At 70.3% G+C, this 25,257-nt stretch carries 26 protein-coding genes; 15 read left to right on the top strand and 11 right to left on the bottom strand.

The window, feature by feature from the left end:
- Positions 1–824 (bottom strand): cbb3-type cytochrome c oxidase subunit I (locus BLP29_RS19710; RefSeq protein WP_243470122.1); only part of this gene is annotated, 824 nt, incomplete at its 3' end.
- Between the two features lie 174 nt (positions 825–998).
- Between BLP29_RS19710 and BLP29_RS19715 the strand changes: the two genes are divergently transcribed.
- The 3 genes from BLP29_RS19715 to BLP29_RS19725 all read left to right on the top strand — a co-directional run bounded on the left by BLP29_RS19715 (position 999) and on the right by BLP29_RS19725 (position 2,876).
- Positions 999–1,397, top strand: a complete 399-nt coding sequence (locus tag BLP29_RS19715) for a BlaI/MecI/CopY family transcriptional regulator (RefSeq protein ID WP_243470123.1) — start codon at positions 999–1,001, stop codon at positions 1,395–1,397.
- On the top strand, positions 1,394–2,353 hold the full coding sequence (locus tag BLP29_RS19720; protein WP_092807806.1) for a M56 family metallopeptidase: 960 nt from the start codon (positions 1,394–1,396) through the stop codon (positions 2,351–2,353). The genes BLP29_RS19715 and BLP29_RS19720 overlap by 4 nt, the downstream gene beginning before the upstream one ends.
- A gap of 64 nt (positions 2,354–2,417) precedes the next feature.
- Complete coding sequence (locus tag BLP29_RS19725; RefSeq protein WP_092807941.1) at positions 2,418–2,876, top strand: plastocyanin/azurin family copper-binding protein; 459 nt, start codon at positions 2,418–2,420, stop codon at positions 2,874–2,876.
- Between the two features lie 20 nt (positions 2,877–2,896).
- Here BLP29_RS19725 and BLP29_RS19730 read toward each other — a convergent pair whose 3' ends face one another.
- The gene (locus BLP29_RS19730) at positions 2,897–3,493 is read right to left on the bottom strand and encodes a M23 family metallopeptidase (RefSeq protein ID WP_243470124.1); all 597 of its coding nucleotides are present in this window, start codon (positions 3,491–3,493) and stop codon (positions 2,897–2,899) included.
- Positions 3,494–3,769: 276 nt separating this feature from the next.
- Between BLP29_RS19730 and lnt the strand changes: the two genes are divergently transcribed.
- Together lnt and ccsB are read left to right on the top strand one after the other, a co-directional pair.
- Positions 3,770–5,488 (top strand): apolipoprotein N-acyltransferase, encoded by a 1,719-nt coding sequence (lnt, locus tag BLP29_RS19735; RefSeq protein ID WP_092807943.1) that lies wholly within the window; start codon positions 3,770–3,772, stop codon positions 5,486–5,488.
- Between the two features lie 377 nt (positions 5,489–5,865).
- Entirely contained in the window at positions 5,866–6,594 is a 729-nt protein-coding gene (ccsB, locus tag BLP29_RS19740; RefSeq protein WP_243470125.1) for a c-type cytochrome biogenesis protein CcsB, read from the top strand.
- 398 nt (positions 6,595–6,992) lie between these two features.
- On the opposite strand, the gene BLP29_RS19745 is transcribed toward ccsB, so the two are convergent.
- The 4 genes from BLP29_RS19745 to BLP29_RS19760 form a co-directional block, all read right to left on the bottom strand.
- Positions 6,993–7,865, bottom strand: coding sequence for a cytochrome c biogenesis CcdA family protein (locus BLP29_RS19745; RefSeq protein WP_092807947.1), 873 nt, complete (start codon positions 7,863–7,865; stop codon positions 6,993–6,995).
- A complete protein-coding gene (locus BLP29_RS19750) occupies positions 7,858–8,424 on the bottom strand; it encodes a TlpA family protein disulfide reductase (RefSeq protein WP_092807949.1) in 567 nt (188 codons plus the stop codon). Before BLP29_RS19750 ends, BLP29_RS19745 begins: the two co-directional genes overlap by 8 nt.
- Before the next feature lie 70 nt (positions 8,425–8,494).
- Positions 8,495–9,163 (bottom strand): vitamin K epoxide reductase family protein, encoded by a 669-nt coding sequence (locus BLP29_RS19755; protein WP_207798621.1) that lies wholly within the window; start codon positions 9,161–9,163, stop codon positions 8,495–8,497.
- A gap of 4 nt (positions 9,164–9,167) precedes the next feature.
- Positions 9,168–9,893 (bottom strand): DsbA family protein, encoded by a 726-nt coding sequence (locus tag BLP29_RS19760; RefSeq protein ID WP_243470126.1) that lies wholly within the window; start codon positions 9,891–9,893, stop codon positions 9,168–9,170.
- Between the two features lie 78 nt (positions 9,894–9,971).
- Between BLP29_RS19760 and BLP29_RS19765 the strand changes: the two genes are divergently transcribed.
- The 9 genes from BLP29_RS19765 to BLP29_RS19805 all read left to right on the top strand — a co-directional run bounded on the left by BLP29_RS19765 (position 9,972) and on the right by BLP29_RS19805 (position 19,157).
- On the top strand, positions 9,972–10,391 hold the full coding sequence (locus tag BLP29_RS19765) for an ArsR/SmtB family transcription factor (RefSeq protein ID WP_092807810.1): 420 nt from the start codon (positions 9,972–9,974) through the stop codon (positions 10,389–10,391).
- Positions 10,392–10,656: 265 nt separating this feature from the next.
- Positions 10,657–12,576, top strand: coding sequence for a heavy metal translocating P-type ATPase (locus tag BLP29_RS19770; protein WP_279385473.1), 1,920 nt, complete (start codon positions 10,657–10,659; stop codon positions 12,574–12,576).
- Positions 12,573–13,154 carry a cadmium resistance transporter gene (locus BLP29_RS19775; protein WP_092807814.1) on the top strand — a complete coding sequence of 194 codons (582 nt, stop codon included), beginning with the start codon at positions 12,573–12,575 and terminating at the stop codon, positions 13,152–13,154. Before BLP29_RS19770 ends, BLP29_RS19775 begins: the two co-directional genes overlap by 4 nt.
- A complete protein-coding gene (locus BLP29_RS19780) occupies positions 13,151–13,804 on the top strand; it encodes a signal peptidase II (RefSeq protein WP_207798623.1) in 654 nt (217 codons plus the stop codon). The genes BLP29_RS19775 and BLP29_RS19780 overlap by 4 nt, the downstream gene beginning before the upstream one ends.
- A gap of 177 nt (positions 13,805–13,981) precedes the next feature.
- Positions 13,982–14,281, top strand: coding sequence for a thioredoxin family protein (locus BLP29_RS19785; RefSeq protein ID WP_092807955.1), 300 nt, complete (start codon positions 13,982–13,984; stop codon positions 14,279–14,281).
- A gap of 306 nt (positions 14,282–14,587) precedes the next feature.
- A complete protein-coding gene (locus BLP29_RS19790; protein ID WP_092807818.1) occupies positions 14,588–15,037 on the top strand; it encodes a DUF6153 family protein in 450 nt (149 codons plus the stop codon).
- 128 nt (positions 15,038–15,165) lie between these two features.
- Positions 15,166–15,795 carry a DUF305 domain-containing protein gene (locus tag BLP29_RS19795; protein WP_243470128.1) on the top strand — a complete coding sequence of 210 codons (630 nt, stop codon included), beginning with the start codon at positions 15,166–15,168 and terminating at the stop codon, positions 15,793–15,795.
- Positions 15,796–16,107: 312 nt separating this feature from the next.
- A complete protein-coding gene (locus BLP29_RS19800) occupies positions 16,108–16,770 on the top strand; it encodes a DUF4396 domain-containing protein (protein WP_092807820.1) in 663 nt (220 codons plus the stop codon).
- A 143-nt stretch (positions 16,771–16,913) separates the two neighbouring features.
- The gene (locus BLP29_RS19805; protein WP_092807822.1) at positions 16,914–19,157 is read left to right on the top strand and encodes a heavy metal translocating P-type ATPase; all 2,244 of its coding nucleotides are present in this window, start codon (positions 16,914–16,916) and stop codon (positions 19,155–19,157) included.
- A gap of 403 nt (positions 19,158–19,560) precedes the next feature.
- Here the strand turns inward: BLP29_RS19805 and BLP29_RS19815 are convergent, their stop codons facing one another.
- Positions 19,561–19,893, bottom strand: a complete 333-nt coding sequence (locus tag BLP29_RS19815; protein WP_092807826.1) for a hypothetical protein — start codon at positions 19,891–19,893, stop codon at positions 19,561–19,563.
- A gap of 278 nt (positions 19,894–20,171) precedes the next feature.
- Here BLP29_RS19815 and BLP29_RS19820 point away from each other — a divergent pair, with 278 nt between their 5' ends.
- Positions 20,172–21,188 (top strand): ATP-dependent DNA ligase, encoded by a 1,017-nt coding sequence (locus BLP29_RS19820; protein ID WP_243470129.1) that lies wholly within the window; start codon positions 20,172–20,174, stop codon positions 21,186–21,188.
- Positions 21,189–21,368: 180 nt separating this feature from the next.
- On the opposite strand, the gene BLP29_RS19825 is transcribed toward BLP29_RS19820, so the two are convergent.
- The 4 genes from BLP29_RS19825 to BLP29_RS19840 all read right to left on the bottom strand — a co-directional run bounded on the left by BLP29_RS19825 (position 21,369) and on the right by BLP29_RS19840 (position 25,060).
- Positions 21,369–22,046, bottom strand: coding sequence for a ribbon-helix-helix domain-containing protein (locus BLP29_RS19825; protein ID WP_092807830.1), 678 nt, complete (start codon positions 22,044–22,046; stop codon positions 21,369–21,371).
- On the bottom strand, positions 22,043–22,981 hold the full coding sequence (locus tag BLP29_RS19830; RefSeq protein WP_092807832.1) for a ParA family protein: 939 nt from the start codon (positions 22,979–22,981) through the stop codon (positions 22,043–22,045). The genes BLP29_RS19825 and BLP29_RS19830 overlap by 4 nt, the downstream gene beginning before the upstream one ends.
- Positions 22,982–23,374: 393 nt before the next feature.
- On the bottom strand, positions 23,375–23,719 hold the full coding sequence (locus BLP29_RS19835) for a hypothetical protein (RefSeq protein WP_092807834.1): 345 nt from the start codon (positions 23,717–23,719) through the stop codon (positions 23,375–23,377).
- A 1,107-nt stretch (positions 23,720–24,826) separates the two neighbouring features.
- Positions 24,827–25,060, bottom strand: a complete 234-nt coding sequence (locus tag BLP29_RS19840) for a hypothetical protein (RefSeq protein ID WP_133379317.1) — start codon at positions 25,058–25,060, stop codon at positions 24,827–24,829.
- Positions 25,061–25,257 lie beyond the last annotated feature (197 nt).

Genomic DNA, 25,257 nt, shown 5'->3' on the forward strand with positions numbered 1-25,257 from the left:
GAGATGATCCCGAAGAACGGCAACGCGATGATGTAGACCTCGGGATGGCCGAAGAACCAGAACAGGTGCTGCCACAGCATCGGCCCACCGTTGGCCGCGGAGAACACCAGCGCACCCAGGTGCCGGTCGGCCAGCAACGCCATCAACGCAGCGGTCAGGATCGGGAACGCCAGCAGGATCAAGATGCTGGTGACCAGCGAGGACCAGGCGAAGATCGACATCCGGAACATCGTCATCCCCGGCGCCCGCAGGCACACGATCGTGGCGATGAAGTTGACCCCACCCAGGATCGTGCCCAGCCCCGACACCGCCAGCCCGGCGATCCACAGGTCCCCACCGGCCCCGGGGGAGTTCGTCACGTCCGACAGCGGGGAGTAGGCATACCAGCCGAAGTCTGCGGCGCCACCGGGGGTGGCAAATCCCGAGATCATGATCAGGCCGCCGAACAGGAACAGCCAGTAGGAGAAGGCGTTCAGCCGCGGGAACGCCACATCCGGGGCACCCAGCTGCAACGGCAGGATCAGGTTCGCGAACGCGAAGAACAACGGCGTCGCAAAGAACAGCAACATCACCGTGCCGTGCATGGTGAACAACTGGTTGTACTGCTCGTTGGACAGGTATTGCAGGCCGGGCTGGGCGAGCTCGCCGCGCATGAGCATGGCCATCAGGCCACCCACCACGAACCAGGTGAACGAGGTGGCCAGGTACATCAGGCCGATGGTCTTATGGTCGGTGGTGCGCAGCAGCAGTGAGAGCCGGGAGCCCTTGCCAGCTGCCATGGGAGGGCTGGGGCGGCTCACGATGGGAGCTGGAGCGATGGTCACGGGACCTCTTCCTCGGGCTTGTGGGCCGGCGGTCTGCGGACCACACCCTTACCTGCTATCGGACTTAGTAGATGATGGCACGGCGACCGGGTGTCGGGTCGACCCACCGTCGGCACGGTCCCGGCACACTGTGTGGAGACCGCTGGATCAGTGGGACCCGGCAGTCCTGCTGCCGTGGACGACATCGAGCCGAGGAGGACGACGGTGGTCAGACCTTTCGGCGACCTGGAAGCCGCGGTCATGCAGGTGCTCTGGGACGGCGACCAGCCGGCCACGGTGCGCGACGTGCTGGGGCGACTGCAGACACCCAAGCCCCTGGCCTACACGACCGTGATGACCGTGTTGGACAACCTGCACCGCAAGGGCGAGGTCGTCCGCGAGATGCACGGGCGCGCCTGGAGCTATGCCCCGGTTCGCTCGCGAGCCCAGCACTCGGCGGCCTTGCTGCAGGACGTGTTGCAGCACGCCGGTGATTCCCAAGCGGTGCTGATGCATTTCGTGGCCGATCTGGGCCCCGATGAGGTCAGCCAGCTCCAGCAGGCCGTGCAGGCCGCTCAACGGTCGACCCCGTGACCGCGTCCTGGGTCCTCGTCGGGCTAGGAGTGGCCCTGCTGACCCTGGGCCCGCGGCTTCGGGGGATGGCCTGGATGGACAACTCCCCACGCCTGGGCATCGCGATGTGGCAGGCGCTGTGCCTGTCGGCGGTGACCGTTCCTGTACTGATCGGGCTGACCCTGCTGATTCCTGCGACTGCTTGGGTCGCCGGCCTGGCAGCGCTGATGCATGCGTGCGCTCTGAGCCTGCAGCAGGCCTACGGGTTCCACGGCGATGCTCTCGAGCCCACGCTCGGCTTGCTGCTGGTGGGCACGGTCGTGGCGTGGACGGCCACCCGGTTGGCCTACGACGCGTGGAGCACCCACCGTGAGCGCGATCGGATGCGGAACTCGCTGGCCAAGGTCAGCGCCGCCCACCCGACGCTAGGGGTGCACGTCGTGGATTCCCCGGCAGCGGCGGCGTTCTGCATTCCCGGCCGCTCTTCCCGGGTCCTGGTGACCGCTGGCGCCATGGCGGCACTGAGCCCGGAGGAGCTCGGCGGTGTGCTGGCCCATGAGCGTGCCCATCTCCGGGCTCACCACCACCTGGCGGTGTTCGTGGCCGGGTCGCTGTCCCGCGCTTTCCCCGGGGTGAGCCTGTTCGCCACCGCGGCGAGCCAGACTGCGCGCTTGGTAGAGCTGGCCGCCGACGACAGCGCCGCACGGACGGTGCCTCGCGTCGTCGTGGCCTCGGCCATCGTGCGGCTGGCCTCGATGCGGGCACCGAGCCCCGCTCTGGCCATGGCCGATTGCTCGACACCAGGGGTGACGGTCACCCGCGTGGGTCGCATGCTCAGCCCCGAACACCCGCTGCAGAGCCGCCGCCTGGGCCTGGCGGTCAGTGCGCTAATCCTGGTGCTGAGCACACCGGTCGCCGTGGCCATGGCGCCGGCGGCAGCCGCGGCCATCACCCACTTGTGCACCGGGGTCAGCTGAACCACCAGCTGCACCCTGTCCTACTGTGACTAGTAGAAACGGAATCGGTGGACAGGGGTTGGTGATGAGCCGCGTGGTGCTGACCCGAAGGTCCTGGTTGGCTGCGCTCGCGCTGGGTGCGCTGACCCCGGCACTGGGGGCATGCTCCGGTGGAGCTGACCGCTCGGCAGGCTCGCAGGCCGCCGGACGGACCACCCGAACCGCCGCGGTGAGCACCGCCCCCGATGGCACGCAGGACGTGGTGGTGACCGTCGGGGACGACTACGTGTTCCTGCCCGATGCCTTCACGGTGTCCCCTGGTCTGGTGCGCCTGACACTGGTCAGCCAGGCCGCCCAGCTGACGCACAACTTCGTGTTCAGCGAGGGTCAAGGGCCTCGAACCATCACCGAGCAGATCCCGATCCTGGCGCCCGGCGACGAGGCGACCATCGAGTTCACGGTCACCGATCCGGGCGAGTACGGGTACGAGTGCTCCTTCCATGTGGCCCTGGGCCAGGTCGGCGTGATGACGGTGACTGGATGAGCGGCGGGAGAACCGGACCGTCAGGCAGGTAGCTCGACCCCGCGTTCGGCGAGCCACAGTGCTGGGTCCAGCCGTGATCCGTTCATGCCACCCTCGTGGACCTCGAAGTGCAGGTGGGGGCCGGTGGACTGGCCACGGTTGCCCAGCAACGCGATCGGGTCTCCCGCCTCGACGATGTCGCCGGCTTGCACCTGGATGGAGTCCATGTGCCCGTAGACGGTCACGTCTCCGTTGTCGTGCTGGATGTAGACAGCCAGTCCGAATCCGCTGGCCGGGCCGGCGCGCAGCACGACCCCATCGGCGGCGGCGACTTCCTGGGTGAGCATGGGGGCAGCGAAGTCCAGCCCGTAGTGCCTGGTCCCCCACCGTGGGCCGAAGCTGCTGGTCAGACGCCCCTGGACCGGTAGGACGGCCTGGTTGGCCGCCTCGGCGCGGGCGGCCCGGGACGCAGCGACCGCCTGCAGCCGGGCGGCTGCTTCCGATTCGCTGATCTGCACCCTGGCCTCGGCCGGCGCTTCCTCGTCGACGTGCGCCAGAGCATCGGCGACAGCGCTGACGTCCTGGACCCGAGGTGGGGAACCAGCCGCGCCGGCGCCCAGGGTCAGGTTGGCCGCCACGGCGCCGGCGATGACGGCGACGAGCAGTGCTGCTGCTCGGTTGCCGGTCGGGGGGCGCGGGCCGGTACGCCGGGGGCGACCAGAACCGACCGACCGACGAGAACGACGGGGTCGCCGGTCTCCTGCGCTGGACGGTGCGGCCGGATTGGAGTCCCCGATCGCCATCCCGGCCCTCCCACCTTCTATCTACGATGTAGGTTAGGAGACTAGGGGCGTTGGCGGCCCAAGACGAGCACCTGCGGCTCGACACGCCACGAGACGGGGGTGCTGGTGGCCATGCCGACGGTCCCGGGCGTATCCGCGGCCCACACAAGGTCTCCTGGGCACCCGCGCGCTGCCCGGGGAAGGTGGCGCGGTACGTCGACGAGTCGCCTCTGGGCGTCAGCCGCGCCTGTGGTGCTGGCCGCCGCCGGCGGGGCACTGCTGTGGTTGGCCTTCCCCTCGTGGAACTTGTGGCCGCTGGCGGTGGTCGGGCCGGCATTGCTGTCCTTGGCGTGTCACGGGCGATCGCTGATCCGGGCCTCGGCTCTGGGCGGGGTGTTCGGGCTGACGTTCATGCTGCCGCTGCTGAGCTGGTCGGGGATCTTCGTCGGCAGCTGGCCCTGGATCGCGCTGTCGGTGTCCCAGGCGGTCTTCTACGCCGTCTTGGCGGCGGGGCTGGCCGCGGTGGGCAGCCTGCGGGCCGCCCCGCTGTGGTCGGCGGCGTTGTGGGTGGCCATGGAGGCCGGCCGGTCCCGGTGGCCGTTCGGTGGGCTGCCGTGGGGGCGGCTGGGGTTCAGCCAGGCCGACTCTCCCTTGGCGCAGCTGGCGGCTTTCGGTGGTGTGCCGCTGACCAGCTTCGCCGTCGCGGTCACCGGTTCACTGCTGGCCTCGGTCATCCTCCAGCGCCGGCGACCCCGTTGCGTTCCCGACGTCTCGGTGTGGCCGCGGGGAGGGCGAAGCGCCGTCCTGGCGACCCTGCCGTGGCTGGTGAGCACCCCCCTGTGGGCGGTGGCCGTCCTGCACGACCCGGCTTCGGGGGTCCGGCCGCAGGCCTCCTCGGTGGGCGTCGCGGTGATCCAGGGCAATGTCCCGCGGGCGGGGCTGGACTTCAATGCCCAACGTCGCGCCGTGCTGGACAACCACGTGCGGGCCACCGTGGACCTGGCGGCAGAGGTAGCGGCCGGACGGCAACCGGCCCCCCAGCTGGTGATCTGGCCGGAGAACAGCTCCGACATCGACCCCCTGGTCAACCCCGATGCCCGAGCCGAGATCGACCGGGCCGCCCAGGCGATCGGGGTGCCCATCCTCATCGGCGCCGTCCTGGAGGGCCCTGGCATCTTCCTGACCAACGCCGGCATCGTGTGGGACCCGGCCACCGGAGCTGGCCAGCAGTACGCCAAGCGACACCCGGTGCCCTTCGGTGAGTACATGCCGGCCCGGTCGTTCTTCCGGTTCTTCAGCGACCAGGTGGACTTGCTGCGCAGGGACTTCACCGCCGGTCAGGACCCTGGCGTGCTGGACGTGGGAGGCGTGACCGTCGGCGACGTCATCTGCTTCGAGGTGGCCTACGACGGGCTGGTCGCCGATGTGGTCCGCGGTGGCGCGGAGCTGATCGTGGTGCAGACCAACAACGCGACGTTCGGCTACACCGACGAGAGCCCACAGCAGTTGGCCATGGGCCGCCTGCGCGCCATCGAGTTCGACCGGACGGTCGTGGTGTCGGCAACCAGCGGTCTGTCGGCGGTCATCGACGCTGACGGGTCGGTTCGTGCCCGCTCGGACCTCTTCACCTCCTGGACGTTCAACGACACCGTCGCCCTGGGCGGCGGAACCACACTGGCCACCCGCGTGGGTGCGGTGCCCGAGTACGTCCTCAGCGCCCTGGGCGTGGGGGCTGTGGCGTGGTCGTTGGTTATTCGCCGCCGGCCAGCTGCTGCGCCCCCTCCGCCCCCGCCCCTCACGTCCTCGGTGAAGGCCGCGGGCACCGTTCCCCAGGAGATGACCGACCTGTGACCCCCGACGTCCTGGCTCAACTGTCCGATCGGCTGTTCACCACCGCAGTGGTGGCCTACGCCGTGGCCGCACTGGCTTTCGCCGCCGAGCTGGCGTTCGGCCATCGCCGGGCCGCGACTGAGGTGGAGGCAGTACCTGCGCGCTCGGCGGCACCGGTGGGGGTGGGGGTGGCTGCCGCAGCGCCGGCACCGGGCCACGGTGCATTCGGCGACGGCGACCGGGATGACCGTGGCGCCCATGGTGGCCCTAGCGATGCTGAGCCTGGCCATGATGACCCTGGCCAGGGTGGCGCTGGCCATGGTGGCACTGACGAGCGTCCCCAGCCAGCGGCCGCCTCCGTCCCACGGCATCGACGGTGGGCGTGGAGCAGTCTGGGGTTGGCGCTGAGCGCGCTGGGTGCGGTGCTGCAGATCGGGGTGCTGGGGCTGCGCGGGTTCGGGACCGGTCGTGCCCCCTGGGGCAACATGTACGAGTTCGGCACCGCGGCAGTGCTGATCGGGGTGCTGGCCTACCTGGTGACAGCGCTGCGGGTACCGGTGATGCGCCACATCGGCTTGTTCGTCATCGGACCGGTGATGGTCAGCCTGGTGCTCATCGGCTTCTTCCTGTACGCCGAGGCCGGGCCGCTGATCGCTGCGCTGCGATCGGACTGGCTGGTCGTGCACGTCTCGGCGGCCATCTTGTCCTTCGGGGTCTTCCTGGTCAGCGCGACCTCCAGTGCGCTGTTCTTGGTGCAGCGCCGACGCGAGAGCCGGCCGCCGCGGCCAGAGCCGGGGCTGTGGGACCGGATGCCCTCGGCGGTGGCGCTGGACCGCGTCGCCCACCGCGCCGCGGTGTTCGCCTTCCCCATCTGGACGTTCGCCGTCGTCGCTGGGGCCATCTGGGCCGAGAGTGCGTGGGGGCGGTTCTGGGGGTGGGACCCCAAGGAGACCTGGGCGTTCATCTCCTGGGTGGCCTACGCGGCCTACCTGCATGCTCGGAGCACCGCTGGGTGGCGGGGAGCTCCTGCGGCGTGGATCAACCTGGTCGGCTTCGGTTCCCTGGTGTTCAACCTGCTCTTCGTGAACCTGGTCTCCACCGGTCTGCACTCCTACGGCGGTGTGTGAGACCGACGGCGTCCCTGGCCGGCGCCGGCTGCATCCACGGCGCCTGGTTCGGGGTGCCGTCGCTGCCGGTGTGCTGGTCGCGGTGGGTGCCGTGGTGGCGCTGGCGGTGGTCGATTCCCACCCGGTGGCACCCCTGGGGCCCGGCGGAGGGCCGGCCGCGGGGGTGCCGGGCGGGTGGTCGGTCGGCTACGTGGTGGGGTGGTCGATCGCCGGTGTCGGGGCCGCCTTCGCGGTGGGCGTGGCGCTGCTGGCACGACGGTGGTGGCACCGCCGGCGGGAGCAGCAGGTGCGGCAGCTGCGGCGCTCGCCCATCGCACCGCCGGCGCCGCTGACGACCACCGCGTTGCACCTGGTACCGGGATGCGACATGGACACCGACCTCGATGAGGACGCGGCTGTCAGACGACCGAGGTCCCCAGGCCGGTCGTGGCCAGCCACGCACGGGCCCAGATCATGATCGCGTCCCAGGAGCCGGTCACCATCAGCAGGCCGAGAACGATGAGAACTGCTCCGCCCACCCGGGTGACGGTGCGGGCATGGGTGCGGGCGAACCGGGACAGGGTCAGTGCCCGGCGTGCGCCGCTGGCGATGAACAGGAACGGCATGCCCAGGCCTAGGCAGTAGGCCAGGGCCAAGATCGCGCCGCGGGTGGCCGATGCCTCGCTGTAGGCCAGCGCGTTGACCGCCGACAGTGTCGGCCCCAAGCACGGTGTCCAGCCCAGACCGAACACCATGCCCAGCAGCGGGGCGCCCGCAAGGCCCGCGGGCGGGCGGCGCTGCACTCGTCGCTCGCGCTGCAGCCAGCTCAGTCCACCCAGGAATGCCAGCCCCATGAGGATCGTGACCACGCCCATGGCGCGGGTGATGACCGGGGCCCATTCCAGCAGCAGGCGCCCCAGGCCCCCGAAGGCGGCACCGAAGGACATGAACACGACGGTGAAGCCGGCGACGAACAATGCGGCGCCGGTGAGGACTCGCCCCCTGCCCGGGCTGATCGGAGACCGGGGGCGGTGTCGTGGTGGTGCGACCTGGGCCACCGGGCTTCCCGCCGGCTGCGCCGGGGCCGCGGCCGCTGCCCGGTGCCCGGGATCGGTGGCCGCGGTGGCGTGGGTGCCACTGAGCCCGGCCACGTAGCCCAGGTAGCCCGGCACCAGGGGCAGCACGCACGGTGAGGCGAAGCTGATCACCCCGACGAGGGCCGCGACGGCCACGGCGACGACCAGTGAGCCGTCGGTGACCAGGTCGGCGAACACCGCACCGATGTCAGTCATCGGGGGCACTCGGGGTGGGGGTGGTTGGCGGAGCTTCCTCGAGCAGTTGCTGCAGGATCGCGCGCAGGTCTTCCTCGGTGACCGCGGACACGTAGACCCCGGCCACCCTGTTGTCCCGGTCGATGAGGATCGTGGTCGGGACGACGTTGGCGGGAAAGCCGCGGAAGGCCAGAGCTACTTCCCCGGAGGGGTCGAACAGCGAGGGGTAGGTGATGGCGAAGTCGGTGACGAAGGCCTGGGCGAGCTGGCGCTGGTCGCGGACGGCGACCCCCAGGAAGGCCACGCCGGCCTCGGCGACATCGGCGGAGACGGTCTGGAACTCCGGGGACTCGACTCGGCACGGGGCGCACCACGATCCCCAGAAGTTCAGCACCACGATGTCCCCGGCCACCGACGCCGAGGTGAAGTCGGTGCCATCGAGCAGTTCACCGGCGTAGGCCGGTGCGGTCTGCCGGGACTCGGCGGGGATAACCGCCCCTGCAGGGGTGGCGGCGGTGAAGTCGAAGTCACCACCTCCCCCGGCGCTAGAGGTATCGGTGTCGGTGGAGCACCCCGCCATCGCCACTACGGCGAGGGCTGCCGCTGCTGCCCTCAGCGCGGTACGGCGGGTCCAGCTGCGTGCACCGGGCTCAGCCAAGGGTGGTGCTCCAGAAGGTCCAGAACCGCACGGTGATCAGTGCGGCGATGCCCAGCAGCCACACGGTGACCACGATGGTCTGCCGCCGGTGCAAGGCGGCGACCACGGGCTGGATGGCTGGGGGCAGCCGGTGGGCGACTGCGGTGAGGTTGCGGGCGGTGACGGCGGTGAACAGGGCGATGACGACGACCCACACGACCACGCAGTAGGGGCACAGCGCCCCAATGCGGTAAAGGCTGGCCTCGATCAACCAGTGCACGAAGATGACGCCGGCGACCACGCCCAGCTGCAGCCCGGCCCAGAACCAGCTGGGCAGGGCTGCACCGCCGGTGAGGGCGGCGCCGACGACGAGGACGGCGGTGAAGCCGATGAGCCCCAGCAACGGGTTGGGGAAGCCGAACACTTCGGCTTGCGGGCTGCTCATCACCGACCCGCAAGACAGCACCGGGTTGATGCTGCAGGTGGGCACGTAGTCCGCTTCGGTGAGCAGGCGGAACTTCTCCACTGCCAGCACGAACGCCGCCAGCAGCCCTAGCGCACCACCCACGAGGAGGCCTGCCCCCAGCCGCCGGTCCCGCCCGGCCAGCACCTGCGCGGTCCCCTGAGGCTCGTCCCCGGGCAGGGCGGCGCCGGCGGCTCGGGTGTCGGTCCAGGCCGTCACCGGATCACTCGTTGACCGCGGCGTCGACGGCGGCGATCAGCTCATCGGCCGAGCCCACCGTCAGTTGCTCCCCGTTGAGGAAGAACGTGGGCGTTCCCTGCACGCCCAGTGCCAGACCGTCGTCCCGGTCGGCCAGAACCCGGTCCAACGTGGCGGGGTCGGCGACGGCGTCGTCGTAGGCATCCATGTCCAGCCCCAGGTCGCTGGCGAACTCCCGGAACAGCAGGGCTCGCGAGCTCTGTTGCTCCCCCCACTGCGGCTGGGTCGTATACATCCGCTGGTACATCGCCTCGAACTGGCCCTGCTGCGCTGCGGCCTCCACGGCGACGGCTGCGTTCTGGGCGTTGAAGTGCCCGTCAACCGGGAAGTACCGGGCGACGAACGTGACCTGGCCGGCGTAGTCCTCGCGCAGCTGCTCGACCACCGGGTAGGCCGCCAGGCACGACTCGCACTCGAAGTCCAGGAACTCCACCAGGGTGACGTCACCGCTGGTGGCGGTGTCCAGCCGGTGGCTGTCTGCGCGGACGACGCGACTGTCGGCATCGGCGGACGATGTGTCTGATCCGCTGCCGAAGATGAGTACTGCACCGGTGACGACGGCCGCGAAGACGGCTACCAGCAGGACCGAAATCTTCGTGTTGGACCGCAGGGTGACTCCTCCATCGGGAACGACCGCGCACCACGGCCAGCTTCTACTATGCAGGTTAGGAAATTGCCGATCAATACCCATGTGCCAACACATGTTGTTTTGTTGTAGCGTGCGGTGCATCCGGTCCGCCCTCCTCGGACCCGTTGAGAGGATTTGCCGATGTCCGCGGACCACTGCGATCTGCTGTGCATCGACCTCCCCCATGCCGAAGCCGTGCGGGCCGGGCTTCCTGACATCGAGCAGACCGAGGGCCCAGCCCTGCGCTTCAAGGCCCTGTCGGACCCCCAGCGGTTGCGGATCGCGGCAGCGCTGCAGGTCGGCGGGGAGTTGTGCGTGTGCGATCTGGCCTGGATCGCCGGGGCCAGCCAGAACCTGGTGTCCCACCACGTGCGGGTGCTGCGCACCGCAGGGCTCGCCGCCTCCCGCAAGGACGGCAAGCTGATGATGTACCGGCTGACCGACACCGGGCGCCAGTTGCTCGCCGTGGCCGGGCTGGGCGGCGACAACGGGTCGCTGGCGAGCTCGTCGGCCACCGGGTTCGCATCGTCCACGGCGCGTGGGCAGGTGCCCGGTGTCTGATTCGTGCTGCGGTGGCACCGGCGAGCAGCCGACAGGCGAGTCCACGCGACCAGGCACGGCCGAAACGGTCTGTGGTTCCGCCGCGACCTCGGCGACGGCGCTGCCGGTGGACGCCGGCTGCGGTGCCGACTGCGGGTGCTGCTCCCCCACACCTGACACCGGTCGGGCCGTGGTCAGCGTCGGGGATGGCTGCGGGGACCCCACGTGCTCCTCCCCGGCCAGCTCACCCGATGAGCCCGCCCAACCGCTGTGGCGGGCCCGGTCGGTGCAGCTGGCCGCTGCCGCCGGCGTGCTGTGGGCGGCGTCGACGATCACCGACTGGACCGGCGGATCCACCGTGGTGTCGTGGGTGTTGGCGCTGGGCGCCGTCGCCGCCGGCGGGGCCACCTTCGTCCCCGGCACGCTGCGTGCCCTGCGCCGCCGCCGGCTGGGTGTGGGCACCTTGATGACGGTGGCGATGGTCGGGGCGATCGCGCTGGGCGAGGTGCGCGAGGCCGCGATGCTGGCGTTCTTGTTCTCCCTGGCCGAAGCGCTCGAGGACTACGCCGTGGACCGCACCCGGCGGGGACTGCGGTCCCTTCTAGACCTGGTGCCCACCCGGGCTACCGTCCTGCGCCCGGGGCCCACCGGGCTCGTGGAGTCCGAGGTGGATCCGGCCGACCTGCGGGTCGGGGATGTGCTGGTCGTCCGTCCCGGGGAGCGGTTGGCCACCGATGGCACCGTGACCGAGGGTCGGTCGACCTTGGACACCTCGGCGGTGACCGGGGAGTCGGTGCCGGTGGAGGTGCAGCCCGGTACCGAGGTGTTCGCCGCCTCGGTCAACGGCGGCGGGGTCCTGCAGGTCACGGTCACCGCCACCGTCGCCGACAACTCCTTGGCACGCGTGGTGCACATCGTGGAGGAGGCCCAGGACCGCAAGGGCGCAGCCCAGCGCCTGGCCGCTCGTATCGCCGCACCGCTGGTGCCCGCGGTGTTCATCGCCGCCGCCGCGATCGCCGTCCTGGGTTCGGTGCTGGGTGACCCCGGGGTGTGGGTGGAGCGGGCACTGGTGGTGCTGGTCGCTGCGTCCCCGTGTGCGTTCGCGATCGCCGTCCCGGTCACCGTGGTGGCCGCCATCGGCGCAGCGACCCGTCAGGGCGTGCTGGTCAAGGGCGGTGCGGCCCTGGAGTCCCTGGGCTCGGTGCGCACCATCGCGCTGGACAAGACCGGCACCTTGACCCGCAACTCCCCCGCCGTCGTCGCCGTGCTGACCACCGACGGCCACGATGACGCCCAGGTGCTCCGTGTCGCCGCGGCGCTGGAGGCCCGCAGCGAGCACCCTCTCGCCACCGCCGTCCTGGCCACCTGGTCAGCCCAGCAGGGCCAGACTCCTGCCCCGGAGGCCATCGACGTGCAGGCGCTGGTCGGCCAGGGCCTCACCGGTCTGGTCGACGGGCGACCCGCCAGGTTGGGCAAGCCCGGCTTCATCGACCCGGGGCCGCTCCAGGAGCAGGTGGGCGTCCACCAGGACGCCGGCGCCACCGTCGTCCTGGTCGAGTACGACGGGAGGCTGTTGGGTGCGCTGGGCATCCGGGACGAGCTGCGTCCCGAGGCGGCCGAGGTCATCACCCGCCTGACGTCGATGGGGGTGCGCACGGCGATGTTGACCGGCGACAACGCCCGCACCGCAGCCCATCTGGCCCGCGCCGCCGGCATCACAGAGGTGCACGCCGAACTGCGCCCCGAGGACAAGGCCACTCTGATCGACACCTTGCGCGCCGGTCACCGAGGTGGGGTGGCGATGGTCGGGGACGGCATCAACGACGCCCCCGCGCTGGCCACCGCCGATGTCGGGATCGCCATGGGGGCCATGGGCGCCGACGTCGCGATCGAGACCGCCGACGTCGCCCTGATGGGCGAGAACCTGCACCAGCTGCCCGCCACGCTCGCCCATGCCCGGCGAGCCCGCCGGATCATGCTGCAGAGCCTGGCCCTGTCCGCGGCGATCCTCATCGTGCTGATCCCGCTGGCCGCACTGGGGGTCTTGTCCCTGGCGGCGGTGATCGTCACCCACGAGGTGGCCGAGGTCTTCGTGATCGCCAACGGGATCCGGGCTGGCCGGACCCGTCCGGCCCGTCAAGGCCTTCCCGCCCAGACGGCTACGGCCATCGACGAGCAGCGTGTGGGTGTCGGCGTGGGGTCATGAGTGTGCTGATCTCGGCGGCGCAGGCCGTCGGGTTGTTCCTGGTCACCAACATCGACGACATCATCGTGCTGTCGCTGTTCTTCGCCCGGGGAGCAGGCACCCGCCACCTCACCGCCAGGATCACAGCCGGGCAGTACCTCGGTTTCGGGGCGATCCTCGCGGTGTCCGCGCTCGTGGCCGCCGGCGCTTCCACCTTTCTGCCCACCGAGGCCATTCCTTACTTCGGACTCATCCCGCTGGTACTGGGGTTGTGGGCGGCGTTCCGGGGTGGCGACGACGACGATGACGACGACCGGACCGTGGGGGTGTTGGCCGTCGCGGCGGTCACCTTCGCCAACGGCGGGGACAACATCGGCGTCTACGTTCCCGTCTTCCTCACCGTCGGCACCGCCGGGATCATCGCCTACTCGATCGTCTTCCTGCTGCTGGTCGGACTGTTGGTCCTGGCAGCCCGGTTCATCGCCACCCGCGAGCCCGTGGCGAAGGTGTTGGAACGCTCGGAGCGCGTGCTGTTCCCCCTGGTACTGATCGTGCTGGGGATCGTGATCCTCATCGAGGGCGGAGCATTCGGACTGTGAACTCGACTCCCAGGCGACGGCTGGCCGTGGTGGCTGCGGCCGGCACGCTGGTTGGTGTCGACCTGGCCGCCAAGGGCGCGGTCGAGCGCTACCTCCCAGATGGTCAGACCCTCGACCTGGGCCTGGTGGACCTGCGGCTGGGATACAACACCGGGGCCGCGTTCAGCATGGGCAACGGCCTACCCGCCTGGGTGCTCGTCGCGGTCACCGCCGCCATCACCCTGGCCGTCGCCGGTTACGCCTGGCGCATCGCCGGGCGACCGGGCTCACCTGCGGCAGTGCTGGTCGGTCTGACCGCCGTGCTGGCCGGCGCGCTGGGCAACCTCATCGACCGCGCCGGCGACGGCCGGGTCACCGATTACCTGTACACGGGCTGGTTTGCCACCTTCAACCTCGCGGACGTGTCCATCACCCTGGGCGCCATCACCGTGGCCGGCGTCAGCCTCCTGGTTGCCGATCCCGGTCCCCAGTCCCACTCGACTGACTCACGGCCGACCCGGGCCCCTGAGGGGCCCCCACCCCCCAGCGGTGAGAAGTCCTCACCACTGGAAATTGCCGTCGTCGAACGTGGAGGACGACCAGACCGTCGGCGTCTTCGAGGCCCCGGGACACGAACCCCCAGGTACAACCGGGGTTCGCACCCGCTGTGACTCAACATAAGAACGCCTGTCGGTATGTCGGGAGATGGGCTGCTGGGCATTTCGGCTCACGACCGCACCAGAGACGGTGCCAGCTGCACCGGGGCTGGCAATGGGCACCCACCCGGGTGTCGGCCATCGTGGGCCCACCACGCGGGTCGACCCGCCACAGTGGTCGAGGAGGTCGACGTGGACATCACGCTGCAGTACTTCGACGGATGCCCTAACTGGCAGGTCGCTGACCGGCGGTTGCTGAAGGCCCTGGAGCTGGCCGGCCTCGGCGCTACGGCGGTGGACCGCCGGCTGGTCTCCACTCCCGAGGAAGCCGAGGCTGTCGGCTTCCGAGGCTCGCCGACGATGCTGATCGCTGGCGTCGATCCGTTCGCCGACCCAGACGCACCCGTCGGCCTGTCCTGCCGGGTCTACCGCACAGACACCGGGCCGGCCGGATCCCCCACCGTCGAGCAGCTGCTGGCGGTGCTGCGGTGATGTCTTCAGCTCCTGACACCCAACCAGAGCTCGTCACCTGCGGTTGCTGCGGCCGCAAGCGACCTCGCACGCGAGTCCACTACCTGGGGGCGACACCTGGCGTCGCTGTGTGCTGGCGCTGTGCGCTGTGGATGGGTATCCGAACCGTCCTCGGCCGCGGGTGACCTAGTCATCCTCGTGACTGCGAGGCGACGCTCTCCCCTCGCGTGCGAAAGCCGGTCCGCTCGTGCAGTGCACCAGCTGCAGACGGCCGATGGTGAACTGTGCGTACCCTCCTGGGGTATCCGAATCGGTGGTGGAGGTGTCGTGCGGGCTCGCCTGCTGTGGACGCTGCTGCTGCTGGCGGCCGTGTTCTCCATGCACGGTCTGAGCTGCGTAGCCGCCGACTCGGAGATGACGGGCATGTCGATGACCGGCATGTCGATGACCGGCCCCTCGGTCTCCGCTGGCGGGCCAGAGTCCGCTGCGGTGGGCATGGTGCTGGCGCTCGAGCACGGTGCACCCGCGGCCCTGTCCGATGCCGGGCACTCCACGGGCGCCCCCGACGGCACCGCGGCGCATGCCCTGATGGTGTGCCTGGCCGTGCTGGCCGGCGGGGTCGGTGTGGCGCTGGCGGCCCTGGCCGCCTGGTTGGCCCGACGTCGACTCCTGACCGTCTGCACCCGGGTGACCGGCGCTGTGCGGATCGTCGTCGACCGCGCCGTGGCCTGCGCGCCCACTCCTGAACTCAGTCGCCTCTGCGTGCTGAGGGTCTAGGCCGAACCACCTGACACCCGTGGCCCCCATGTGGGCCGGTGTCGCGTGCTCGACCATCCACGACCCCTCGCGTCCGCCTATGCCGGGCGCGGCACCCCTCAGGAGACCCTGTGCTCAACACGCGTGTCTTGACCCGCTCACCCCGCAGTTCTCATTCCACCCGCGCCGCCGGAATACTCGGCGCCCTCATCGCCGCCTCGGTAGCCCTGTCGGCCTGCTCAGGCAGTGAGGACACCGCAGCCCCGGGGTCCTCGACGTCGATCCCGGCCGATGCGACGTTCAACGCCGCCGACGTCACGTTCGCCCAGTCGATGATCCCGCACCACGAGCAGGCCGTCGAGATGGCCGACCTGGTCGCCGACCGCTCCACCGACCCCGACGTCCAAGACCTCGCTGCCCGCATCCAGGCCGCCCAGGAACCCGAGATCGACACCCTCAACGGCTGGCTGAACAGCTGGGGCGCCGACAGCGCCGACAGCGCCGACAGCGAGATTTCTGGCATGGATCACTCGGACATGGGCGGCATGATGAGCGAGGAGGACATGTCCTCCCTGGAGGACGCCAGCGGTGTGCAGTTCGACCGCCTGTGGCTTCAGATGATGCTCGAGCACCACACCGGCGCCGTCGGCATGGCCCAGACCGAGATCGACGACGGCGAGGACCCCGAGGCGATCGCCCTGGCAGAGCAGATCAAGTCCTCCCAGGGCACCGAGATCACCGAGATGGAACAGCTCCTGCAGAGCCTGGCCACCCAGTAGCCGCAGCGCGTGGGGCTGCGTCGAATCCGACGCAGCCCCACCCCTGCAGGGGCTCCGAGTAGGCCCGCGCAGCGGCGGTCGCCACTGACCCCCCGCCGCGCTGCCCACGGTCCCCGATGGGCGATCGACGCACAGCACCTCAGCGGCACTGCATCTGCGTGCAGACGTGATCTGTGTGCAGGCACGCCGCCCTTCTGCACTCAGCCGGCCTGGGCCGTTGGGCCTCTCGCGCCCAGCTGCTGTCCCGAAGACCCCGCACCTCACCCGGGCGGCTCACGACGAGCCGCCCCAACCCCCAGGGATGACAACGACATGGACATGAACACGATGGGCGCCGCACTGCCGGAGTGGCTGACGCCGCTGGCCTGGACCTACGGCGTCCTGGCGCTGCTGAGCGCGGCGGTGATCGCCACCGACGTGTGGGCCCGCGGCCACCGGCACCGCACCCTCACCGCCGAGATCAGCTGGGTCGCCTCAGCCCTTTTCCTGGCACCAGCCGCGCTCGTGCTCTACCGCCGCTACGGCCGACAGACCCAGACCAGCGGCGCAGGCACCGACACCAAGCCGATCGTCGTGGACAGCCTGCCCGGCGGGAGCGCCTCCGCCCTGGCCCACCTCGTCGGCGTCCCGCTGGTCATCGCCTCCGGACTCACCATCGCCGGCACCGACCTGTGGGTCATGATCGCCGTCATCGCGGTCCTAGCCATCGCCCTGCTCGCCGTCTACGAGCGCACCAATGACGGCACCAACACCCCGACCGCATTCACCCGCGCCACCGTCACCGTGCTCGCCTTCGACATCGGGATGGGCGGCTGGATGCTGCTGCTGCACTTCAACGACCTCATGCCCCCGGCCACCGACGTCCGGTTCTGGTTCCTCATGCAGATCGGCATCCTCGCCGGCCTGCTCACCGGCGCACCGGCCGTCGCCGCGCTGCGACGCACGGCACCCCGCCTCCCTGCCACGGCCGCCTGAGCCAGCCAGCACCGCGGCACTCAACCCGGGCACCGGCGCACCACCGATGTTCCACGGATTGCTTCGTATACCCCCGGGTGGTATCCATGACTCATGCAGGGGTACCCCCCGGGGGTATCAAAGCTATTCGTGAGGAGAGCTCGATGCCCGACCAGCCACTTGATCCCCCGACCCCGCAGGGCAGCAACGCCCCAGCTGGGATCACCACCCACGCCCACGACGGCGGGCAGGACATTCACCGCCAGCACGCCGATGACCGCTCGAGCCAGAGCCATCACGGGGGCCACGGCGAGGGGCACGGCGGGCACGGCGGGCACGGCGGGCACGGCGGGCACGGCGGGCACGTGGCGATGTTCCGGCGGCTGTTCTGGTGGAACCTGCTGCTCGCGGTGCCGACGGTGGCCGCCTCGGGCATGTTCGCCTCGATCCTGGGCTACCCGCTGCCCGACGTCGCCGGCCTGTCGTGGGTGTCCCCGGTGCTGGGGACGGTCATCTACCTGTGGGGCGGTCGGCCGTTCCTCACCGGCGCCGTGGACGAGATTGCCGCCCGCAAGCCCGGGATGATGCTGCTGGTCGCCCTGGCGATCACGGTGGCGTTCGCGTCGTCGTGGGCCTCGACGCTGGGGCTGGTCCCGCACGGGTTGGACTTCTGGTGGGAGCTGGCCCTGCTGGTGGTGATCATGCTGCTGGGCCACTGGGTGGAGATGCGGTCCCTGGCTCAGACGTCCTCGGCGCTGGACTCCCTGGCAGCGCTGCTGCCCGATGAGGCCGAGCGCGTCCAGGACGGCCAGATCGTTCCGGTGGCCCCGGCCGACCTGCAGGTCGGAGATGTCGTTGTCGTGCGGCCCGGTGGCCGGATCCCGGCCGACGGGCGGGTCACCGACGGGTCGGCCGCGGTGGACGAGTCGATGATCACCGGGGAGTCCGCGACCGTCACCCGCGGCGTCGGGGACCCGGTGGTGGCCGGCACCGTGGCCACCGACTCCGGGCTCCGCGTGCAGGTCACCGCTACCGGTGAAGACACCACCCTGGCTGGGATCGGCAAGCTCGTCGCCGACGCTCAGGCCTCGGGCTCCCGCGCCCAGCGGCTGGCCGACACCGCGGCGGGCTGGCTGTTCTGGTTCGCCCTGGGCGCCGGGATCCTCACCGCCATCGTGTGGTCGACCATCGGCGCACCGGAGGACGCGGTCATCCGGACCATCACCGTGCTGGTCATCGCCTGCCCGCACGCCCTGGGGTTGGCGATCCCGCTGGTCATCTCCATCGGCACCGAGCGCGCCGCCCGCGCCGGGGTGCTGATCAAGGACCGGGTGCAGATGGAGGCCATGCGCACCGTGGACACCGTGCTGTTCGACAAGACCGGCACCCTCACCGTCGGCCGGCCCACCCTCACCGACATCGGCATCGCCGACCACCCCACCGCCGACCCCGGCCAGACCTTTGACGCCGACCGGGTACTGGCGTTGGCCGCGGCCGCCGAGACCGATTCCGAGCACCCCCTGGCCCAAGCCATCGTCCGGGCCGCCGCCGATCGCGGCCTGACCATCCCCGCCGCCGAGGACTTCACTTCCTCCCCCGCCATCGGCGTGCGGGCCACCGTGGAAGGCCGCACCGTCGCCGTCGGCGGACCCGGCCTGCTCGACCAGGCCGGCGCGGCCGAGCTCCCGGTCGCCGACCAGTGGCGCCAGCAGGGGTCGATCATCCTGCACGTCCTGGCCGACGGGGTCGTGATCGGCGCCCTCGCCCTGGCCGACGAGATCCGACCCGAATCCCGGGCCGCGATCGACCAGCTCCGCGACCGCGGCGCCCAGGTCGTCATGATCACCGGTGACGCCGAAGCCGTCGCCGCCACTGTGGCCGCCCAACTGGGCATCGACCGGTACTTCGCCGGCGTCCGCCCCGAGGACAAGTCCGCCACCGTCGCCGACCTGCAGGCCGAAGGACGACGCGTCGCGATGGTCGGCGACGGCGTCAACGACGCCCCCGCCCTGGCCCAGGCCGACGTCGGCATCGCCATCGGCGCGGGCACCGACGTCGCGATCGCCTCCGCCGGCATCGTGCTGGCCTCAGCAGACCCCCGGTCGGTGGTGTCGGTGATCGACCTGTCAGCCGCGACCTACCGCAAGAGCGTGCAGAACCTGGCCTGGGGCGCCGGCTACAACCTGATCTCCGTGCCGCTGGCCGCCGGGGTCCTGGCCCCCATCGGGTTCGTCATGCCCATGTCCATCGGAGCGCTGCTGATGTCGGCGTCCACGATCGTCGTCGCCCTCAACGCCCAACTGCTGCGACGCCTCGACCTCCGGCCCGGGCCCTCGGACCCAGACCACCACCGCCCAGATACCGGCGTCTCTGCAGCGTCGGCCCACCGGAACGAGGTCAAGGCATGACCACTCCCAGCGAGTACCGCAACCAGGGCACCCACGAGCCACGCAGGGACGCGAGCGGGGCGCCTGACCACGACGGGATCGCCGGAGAGGCCCGAGCAGACGAACAACCCGCCCTCGAGCGCCCGACCGGGCTCGGGGCATTCGTCCGCGGACTCTTCCGGCCGCACGACCACAACTAGCCCGACTTCACCCGGCTGGTCCCGACGCTCGGCTCGTTCCTTCGGTGGCGGTGCGCACCCAAGCTGCGGGCCTTATCAATCACCGAAACTCACCGCCCGTCCTTTTTCGGAACGAGTTGTGGAACGAAATCCGTACATCCGTATATGGGGGTTTCTGAGTCGCACGACGGAGGGTCAGGCGGTCGCGTCAGCGCGGCGTGGATGCTCGGTCTCAAGTTGCGGGCTCAGGGTGGCAGGGCGGCACCGTCGACCCTCTCGACGGCGCCCTGCCAGACCCAGCAGCGCAGCTTGTCCTCCCCGACCTTGAGCTCGACGCCGACGGCGTCGGAGGTCCATCGCTTGACTTGCACGGTGCAGCGGATGTCGGTGTCACCGAACTTGAGCCACGCCAGGGCCCACATGGGTCCTCGTTCGGGGGCGATCGACACCACCCGGGTGGTCAGCTGCAGCTGCTCGTCGGTGAGGGTCGCCAGCTCACCGCGGCTGCGGGCCTCCTCCAGCCGGCGTTGCTGGGCACGCTGTGCGCCGGCCTCCGGGTAGCGACGGTTGGTGCCCATGCTTTCAGATTCGCACATACGTTCGATGTCCCCGTGTAGGACTCGGGTTGGGTCAGGGCAGCAGCGACAGGCCCAGGTACTTGTGGGCGTTGATGTCCATCGGATCGAGACCGAGCTCCTCGATGTGCTGGGCGATGCGGCGAAGGCGGTGCCGCCCTCACTGGCAGGACTACCCCCGTCGAAGGTGATGCTGACACTGGGCATGCGCCACGGCGGATGACTCCCTCCTCCGAGGGAAAGGCAGGGCAGGGCGGGCTGACGCTGGGCACGCTGTTCCGGTGACCACATCCGGCGACGCTGCTCGAGCTCTACCCGGGCGCTTGTCGGCCCTGCCGGGCCCGGTGCCGGTGGCGTTGTGCAAGGCCGTCGAGCAAGTGCCAGCACCGGACGCGCTGGCCGGTGGGTGTCTGTATGAGCCCAAGTGGGACGGGTTCCGACTGGTCATCGTTCGCGGCGCGACGACGACACTGTGGTCCCGGCAAGGCAAGGACCTCACCGCGCGGTTCCCCGACATCGCCCGTGCCGCGGCCGCGCAATTGCCTGCCGGGTCGGTAGTCGACGGTGAGGTGGTGATCTGGGCCGGCGACCGGTTGGACTTCGGTCTCCTGCAGCGTCGTCTGGTCACCGGGCTCGGTGGCATGCCGGCGTTGGTGCGGGCGCATCCGGCGTCGTTCGTGGCCTTCGATGTGCTCACCGACGCCCGCCGTGACGTGCGCCGCCTGCCGCTGGCTCAGCGCCGGCGACGGCTGAAGAGGTTGGCCGTGGACTGGTCACCGCCGATGCAGCTGTGCCCGCAGACTGGTGACCGCGACGAGGCGCTGTCCTGGATGGCCGACTTCCGGCCCGCCGGAGTGGAGGGCCTGGTGGTCAAGGCCGCCGGCGGTGCATACCTGCCCGGTCGCCGGGACTGGCTGAAGGTGAAGTCCCGGGAAACCACCGAGGTCATCGTCGGTGGGGTCATCGGCCCGCTGCACCGTCCCAGCCAGCTCGTGGCCGGCCGGATGCGGGACGGGGTCCTGCAGGTGGTGGGCCGCTCAACAGGTCTGAACCGGGAGCAGGCTGCCGAGCTCACTGCAGCACTGGTCCCGGCCGGACCCAACCACCCGTGGCCCGATCGGATCGGCAGCGGAGCGTTCGGCGGGAGCCGGCTATCGGTGCCGCTGACCCGCGTCGAGCCGATCGCGGTGGCTGAGGTGTCGGCCGACGCGGCGTTGACCGCGGGGGTGTTCCGCCACCCGCTCCGATTCCTGCGGCTACGCCCCGACCTCTCCCCCGCTGACGTCGACACCCTGTAGGGAACGTCGCCCCAGACTGCACGAGGGCGGGCGGTCGGCTGCCGACGACGCGGATGCGTTCAGTTACCTAACGGTCCAAAATTATCTCGCTCCCGTCAGCTCCCCCCGTGGCTGACGGGAGCCCATCGTTGCAGGTCACCCTCTCGAGCCCGCTTTGCCTGGAACGATCTATTCGGATAGCTATTCGGCTAGATAGGCGTCGAGGGCGGTCGCCACGAGTTCACTGCGGGAACGAGCGCCGTGCTGGGTGGCCAGGTCGTCGAGGGCGGCAATGCTGGTCTCGGTGAGCTTGATGGACACCTGCCGACGCCCTTCAGGACGCACCTGGACGGCGACCCGCTCACCGGCGAACAGGCCCTCAGCGCGGGCCTTGGGCCGCTGGGCAGCGAGCAGGTCCGGCAGCTGGTCGGCGGTGGCCTCGACGGCGTCCAGCGCGAGTTCCTTGTAGGTGACGCCCCGCTGGCGGGCGCTGTCCCGGAGACGATCGGCGGTGCTGTTGGGCAGCTGCAGAATGACCAACCGCGGCACCGGCGACGCAGTGCTGGTGGTCGAGCGGGCCGCTCGAGCGCGGGGCCGGCTGGCCGGCTGCGGCTTGGGCGCCGTTACCTCCGCTCCCCCACCGCTGTCGTCCTGGGACTCGCGAGCCTTTGGCGTCCTCAGCGAGGTCGGTACTGCTGCGGACCCGGTGGCGGGCGCCGGCTCAGTGACCTGGCTGGGCTGCTTGGACGGTTCAGGCGGCACGGCCGGGGCCGACCGGCGGCGGGGGGCGAGGCCGGTGAGCCCTTCGGTGCGATTGCCGAAGACGGCTCCCAGGTCCATGTCCGGGACGCGGCGGGCGGTGCTGTTGGGCTCGGTCACGACTGGGCTCCCTGGAGCTCGTCGATGAGCTCGTTCTCGGCGTCGACAATCATTTGCAGGACTTCCTTGGCCAGGGCGGCGTAGTCCCCGGCCAAGGAGCCGGCGCTGGCGGCCAGGGTGGTGGTCTTCTTGCCCTCGCCGTTGCGCCGGAGTTCGTACCAGCGGGGCTGGGCGGCGACGCTCTTCTCCAGCTCGTGGAGCAGCTGGCCGCGGTTACGGGCGTCGGTGGCGGCGGCCTCGACGTAGCGAATGGTGGCGTCCAGGACCGGGACGACGCCGTTGAGGTCACGGGCGAGGGCTTCGCGGGCCTGTCCGGTGACGCGGGTGGCGGAGATGTTGGTGCCGAACAGCACGACGCCCAAGAGGGCCAGGCCGGGGTTGTCGGCGCGGGCCTCGAGGTAGCGGCGGGCCACGTCGCGCAGGCCGATGCGGCTGGCGTCATCGGAGCGGGTGGGCACGATGACCCACTTGGCGGCGGTGAGGATGAGCCGCTGGAGCACGTCGCCGCCGGGGGGCGAGTCGATGAAGATGAGGTCGTAGTCCTCGGCGATCTGGGCCAGGGAGGCGGCCAAAGCCATGCCGGCGGTGTCGACGCTGCCGCGGCCGGTGCGGACCAGTTCGGACGCGAGGTCGTTGAGGAGATCGCCCCCAGGCAGCACGTCGAGGTTCTCCCGCACTCCCGCGAGCGGGACGGGCGCGGAGCTTTCGGTGATGGCCCTCAGCAGCTCCTGGCCGCTGTCCGAGCGTCCGTCGGCGAGGTAGCCCAGGTCGACTCCGAGGTTGCCCTGAGGGTCGCAGTCGAGGACGAGGACGCGGTAGCCGGCGGCGGCGTAGAGGCCCGCGAGGTTGGCCGTGATGGATGTCTTTCCGACTCCCCCCTTGCCGTTCATGACCGCGATGACTCGCTGCAGGACGCTGCGATCGACGTGCTTCATGGTGGTCGACTCCCTGGTGTGGCGTGAAGTCGAAACTAGAGTCGCCGGCCTTGTCGGCGGGCTAGGCGCGCCGGTGCACTAGTCGCTAGTTGGTACGACGTACAACAATCGGACCCGATCTCTAGTCGGACGCACGTCAACCCAGCTTGTGCCCAAGCTATGTGCTTGGAGCAACAGAAAGCTACCCATACTGATTGCTGCACGGCAGACTGTATGTCCGCCTTAATAAGTAGCCACATAGCTAGTCGGATATCAGGCTAGATAGCATCGCGTGCTGTGTTGTCGGCTGTCGGTCCACGGCGGGTGTGGACGGCGGGCGCGGGTGTTGAGCCGCGCCGGCGCGAAGGGCCGCGCCGGGCAGGGTTGGCAGGGAAGATCCGTCGTGGTCCGTGGTCACGGCTGGTTGCCGATGGCTGTGCGGCAGCTCGGGCAGGCCAGCAGACCACGCAGTGGGGAAGGTCTGTCGCCGGCTGGTGTGCCGTGCGGGCAGGGACGCCCGAACACCAGCAGTCGCTCGTAGATGCGCTGGGCTTCCTCGACCTGGGCCATGTGGGAATCCAGTTCACCCGGCCGGTCCTCGGGGTCCAGCGCCCGGAGCAAGGTGGCCAGGTAGGCCGCGGGCTGCTGGATGTCGCGGGGGAGTCGCCAGCCCCGGCTCGCAAGGGCGTCGGCGACGGCGCGCTCGACGTCACGGGGGGTCCAGCCGGCGGTAGCGAAGCGGTGCAGCGTGGGGGCCAAGCGGCGTGGGGAGGTGCCGCGCAGCCACCCGAGGCGGCGGGCGACGCTGTCGGCCAGCCGTCGGGTGCGTGGGTCGGGACCTGTTGCTCGCGGGGGAGGGCCCTCTGCGCCGGTTGGCAGCCCTGTCAGCCCCTCTGCCGGGGTGCGGACCACCCGAAGGCGCCGTTCAGCCTGATCTTGATCAACCCTCCGGGTGGGCGCAGGCCGCGGAGCGGCCTTCTTCTGTTCGGCTTTGGCTTGAAGATGAGTTGTTCTTAGGTGAGAAGACAAGCGCTCTGGAAGAGCGCTGGGTGGGGTGTCATCATCCACAAGATGCAACCGGCTACGTGATCTTGTAACTGGGCCTGTGGATGCGGCGGGGCGTCGGAAGGCGGCACGGCCGCCACCGGGACCGGTTGCCGTAGGACGCGCGCCTCGGGGTCGCAGGCGGCGGGAGCAAAGCGCGAACTCAGCGGCGATCTGGCGGTGGGATGAGCCCCGTCGCCAGGCGGCTAGGCGTTCGTTGCGGGTCATGATGGATCGGCCGGCGACCAGCTCGACGACCAGGCCGAGGGCCTTGAGAACGCGTCGGGCTCGGTGGACCGTCGACAGCGACACCCGCAGGTCGGCGACCAGGCGGGCGTTGGTAGGACGGCAGTCTCGGCCGGTGTTGAAGTCGGCGTAGGCAGCCATGCCGCGGGCAACGGCCAAGGCGGTGTCGGCCTCGACGTGATGGGCACGGCAGACGTCCCGGTGCTCAGCGAGTGCGTCGCGAACCTCGGATTCGACCCAGTCAGTGGCGCCCCACCAGGCCGGGAGGCCAGCAGTGGCACCGGCGGTCGGGCGGATGCCGACGGACACCCGCCGGGAGGAAACCGGGGGTGGGGGAGGGGTCGCTGAGGTGTGAAGGGCAGCAGTCAGCACCTAAGCCCGGTGAAATCACCGGGCTTGGGCGTGTCGCCACGTAGGAAGGCTGGCCCAAATCTGGACAGCGTCCTACAGTGGGCAGGCAGCACAAAGCCTCCCAATAGCCAGGGTGGGGATGTGTCGCCGGGAGACCAGGTGTTAGCGCACCTGCCCGGCTCTAGCGGTAAGGGCGGTCCCCCTTGGGGGGCCGCCCTCTCGCGTTTAGGCGGTCCTGCCGAGCGGCAGCACCTCCTGGCCATCGGGCTGGGGGAGGTCCGGTGCGTACTGCTCTAGCTGCAGGGCTCGTGCGAGAAGCAGGGCAACGTAGTCGCTCTGCGAGACGCCGGCCGCCTCAGAATCCTGCTTGAGCCGGTCGGCGATGACCCGGTGCGGTCGGGCGTACACGACCACGCGGTCGCCCTTGTGCGGTCGCCCCCGCTTGCTAATCGCAGCCATGTAACTCACCCAACCGGGTGGCTTTCAGAAAAGCAATGGCTGACCCGGGTGTGTCGACATGTTTCTGAAAGAGCTTGGCTGCCACCGGCGCTGGAGGCGACCCAGTGGGGACCCCGCGGTGGGCCGGCCGTGGGGCACACCGCAAGCCACCATCCCGGACCTCAAGGCCATGGTTCTGACGGACGGCCGTCATTGTC

The sequence above is a fragment of the Klenkia marina genome, assembly GCF_900101025.1.
Taxonomy (GTDB): Bacteria; Actinomycetota; Actinomycetes; order Mycobacteriales; family Geodermatophilaceae; genus Klenkia; species Klenkia marina.

Coding starts and splice junctions, on each gene's coding strand:
- BLP29_RS19750 (WP_092807949.1), bottom strand. CDS start 8,424: ATGGCGGGGTGCTCCACCGACACCGATACCTCTAGCGCCGGGGGAGGT.
- BLP29_RS19815 (WP_092807826.1), bottom strand. CDS start 19,893: ATGGGCACCAACCGTCGCTACCCGGAGGCCGGCGCACAGCGTGCCCAG.
- BLP29_RS19760 (WP_243470126.1), bottom strand. CDS start 9,893: ATGGGTATTGATCGGCAATTTCCTAACCTGCATAGTAGAAGCTGGCCG.
- BLP29_RS19745 (WP_092807947.1), bottom strand. CDS start 7,865: ATGACTGACATCGGTGCGGTGTTCGCCGACCTGGTCACCGACGGCTCA.
- BLP29_RS19830 (WP_092807832.1), bottom strand. CDS start 22,981: ATGAAGCACGTCGATCGCAGCGTCCTGCAGCGAGTCATCGCGGTCATG.
- BLP29_RS19840 (WP_133379317.1), bottom strand. CDS start 25,060: ATGGCTGCGATTAGCAAGCGGGGGCGACCGCACAAGGGCGACCGCGTG.
- BLP29_RS19805 (WP_092807822.1), top strand. CDS start 16,914: ATGCCCGACCAGCCACTTGATCCCCCGACCCCGCAGGGCAGCAACGCC.
- BLP29_RS19725 (WP_092807941.1), top strand. CDS start 2,418: ATGAGCCGCGTGGTGCTGACCCGAAGGTCCTGGTTGGCTGCGCTCGCG.
- BLP29_RS19800 (WP_092807820.1), top strand. CDS start 16,108: ATGGACATGAACACGATGGGCGCCGCACTGCCGGAGTGGCTGACGCCG.
- BLP29_RS19765 (WP_092807810.1), top strand. CDS start 9,972: ATGTCCGCGGACCACTGCGATCTGCTGTGCATCGACCTCCCCCATGCC.
- BLP29_RS19775 (WP_092807814.1), top strand. CDS start 12,573: ATGAGTGTGCTGATCTCGGCGGCGCAGGCCGTCGGGTTGTTCCTGGTC.
- lnt (WP_092807943.1), top strand. CDS start 3,770: ATGCCGACGGTCCCGGGCGTATCCGCGGCCCACACAAGGTCTCCTGGG.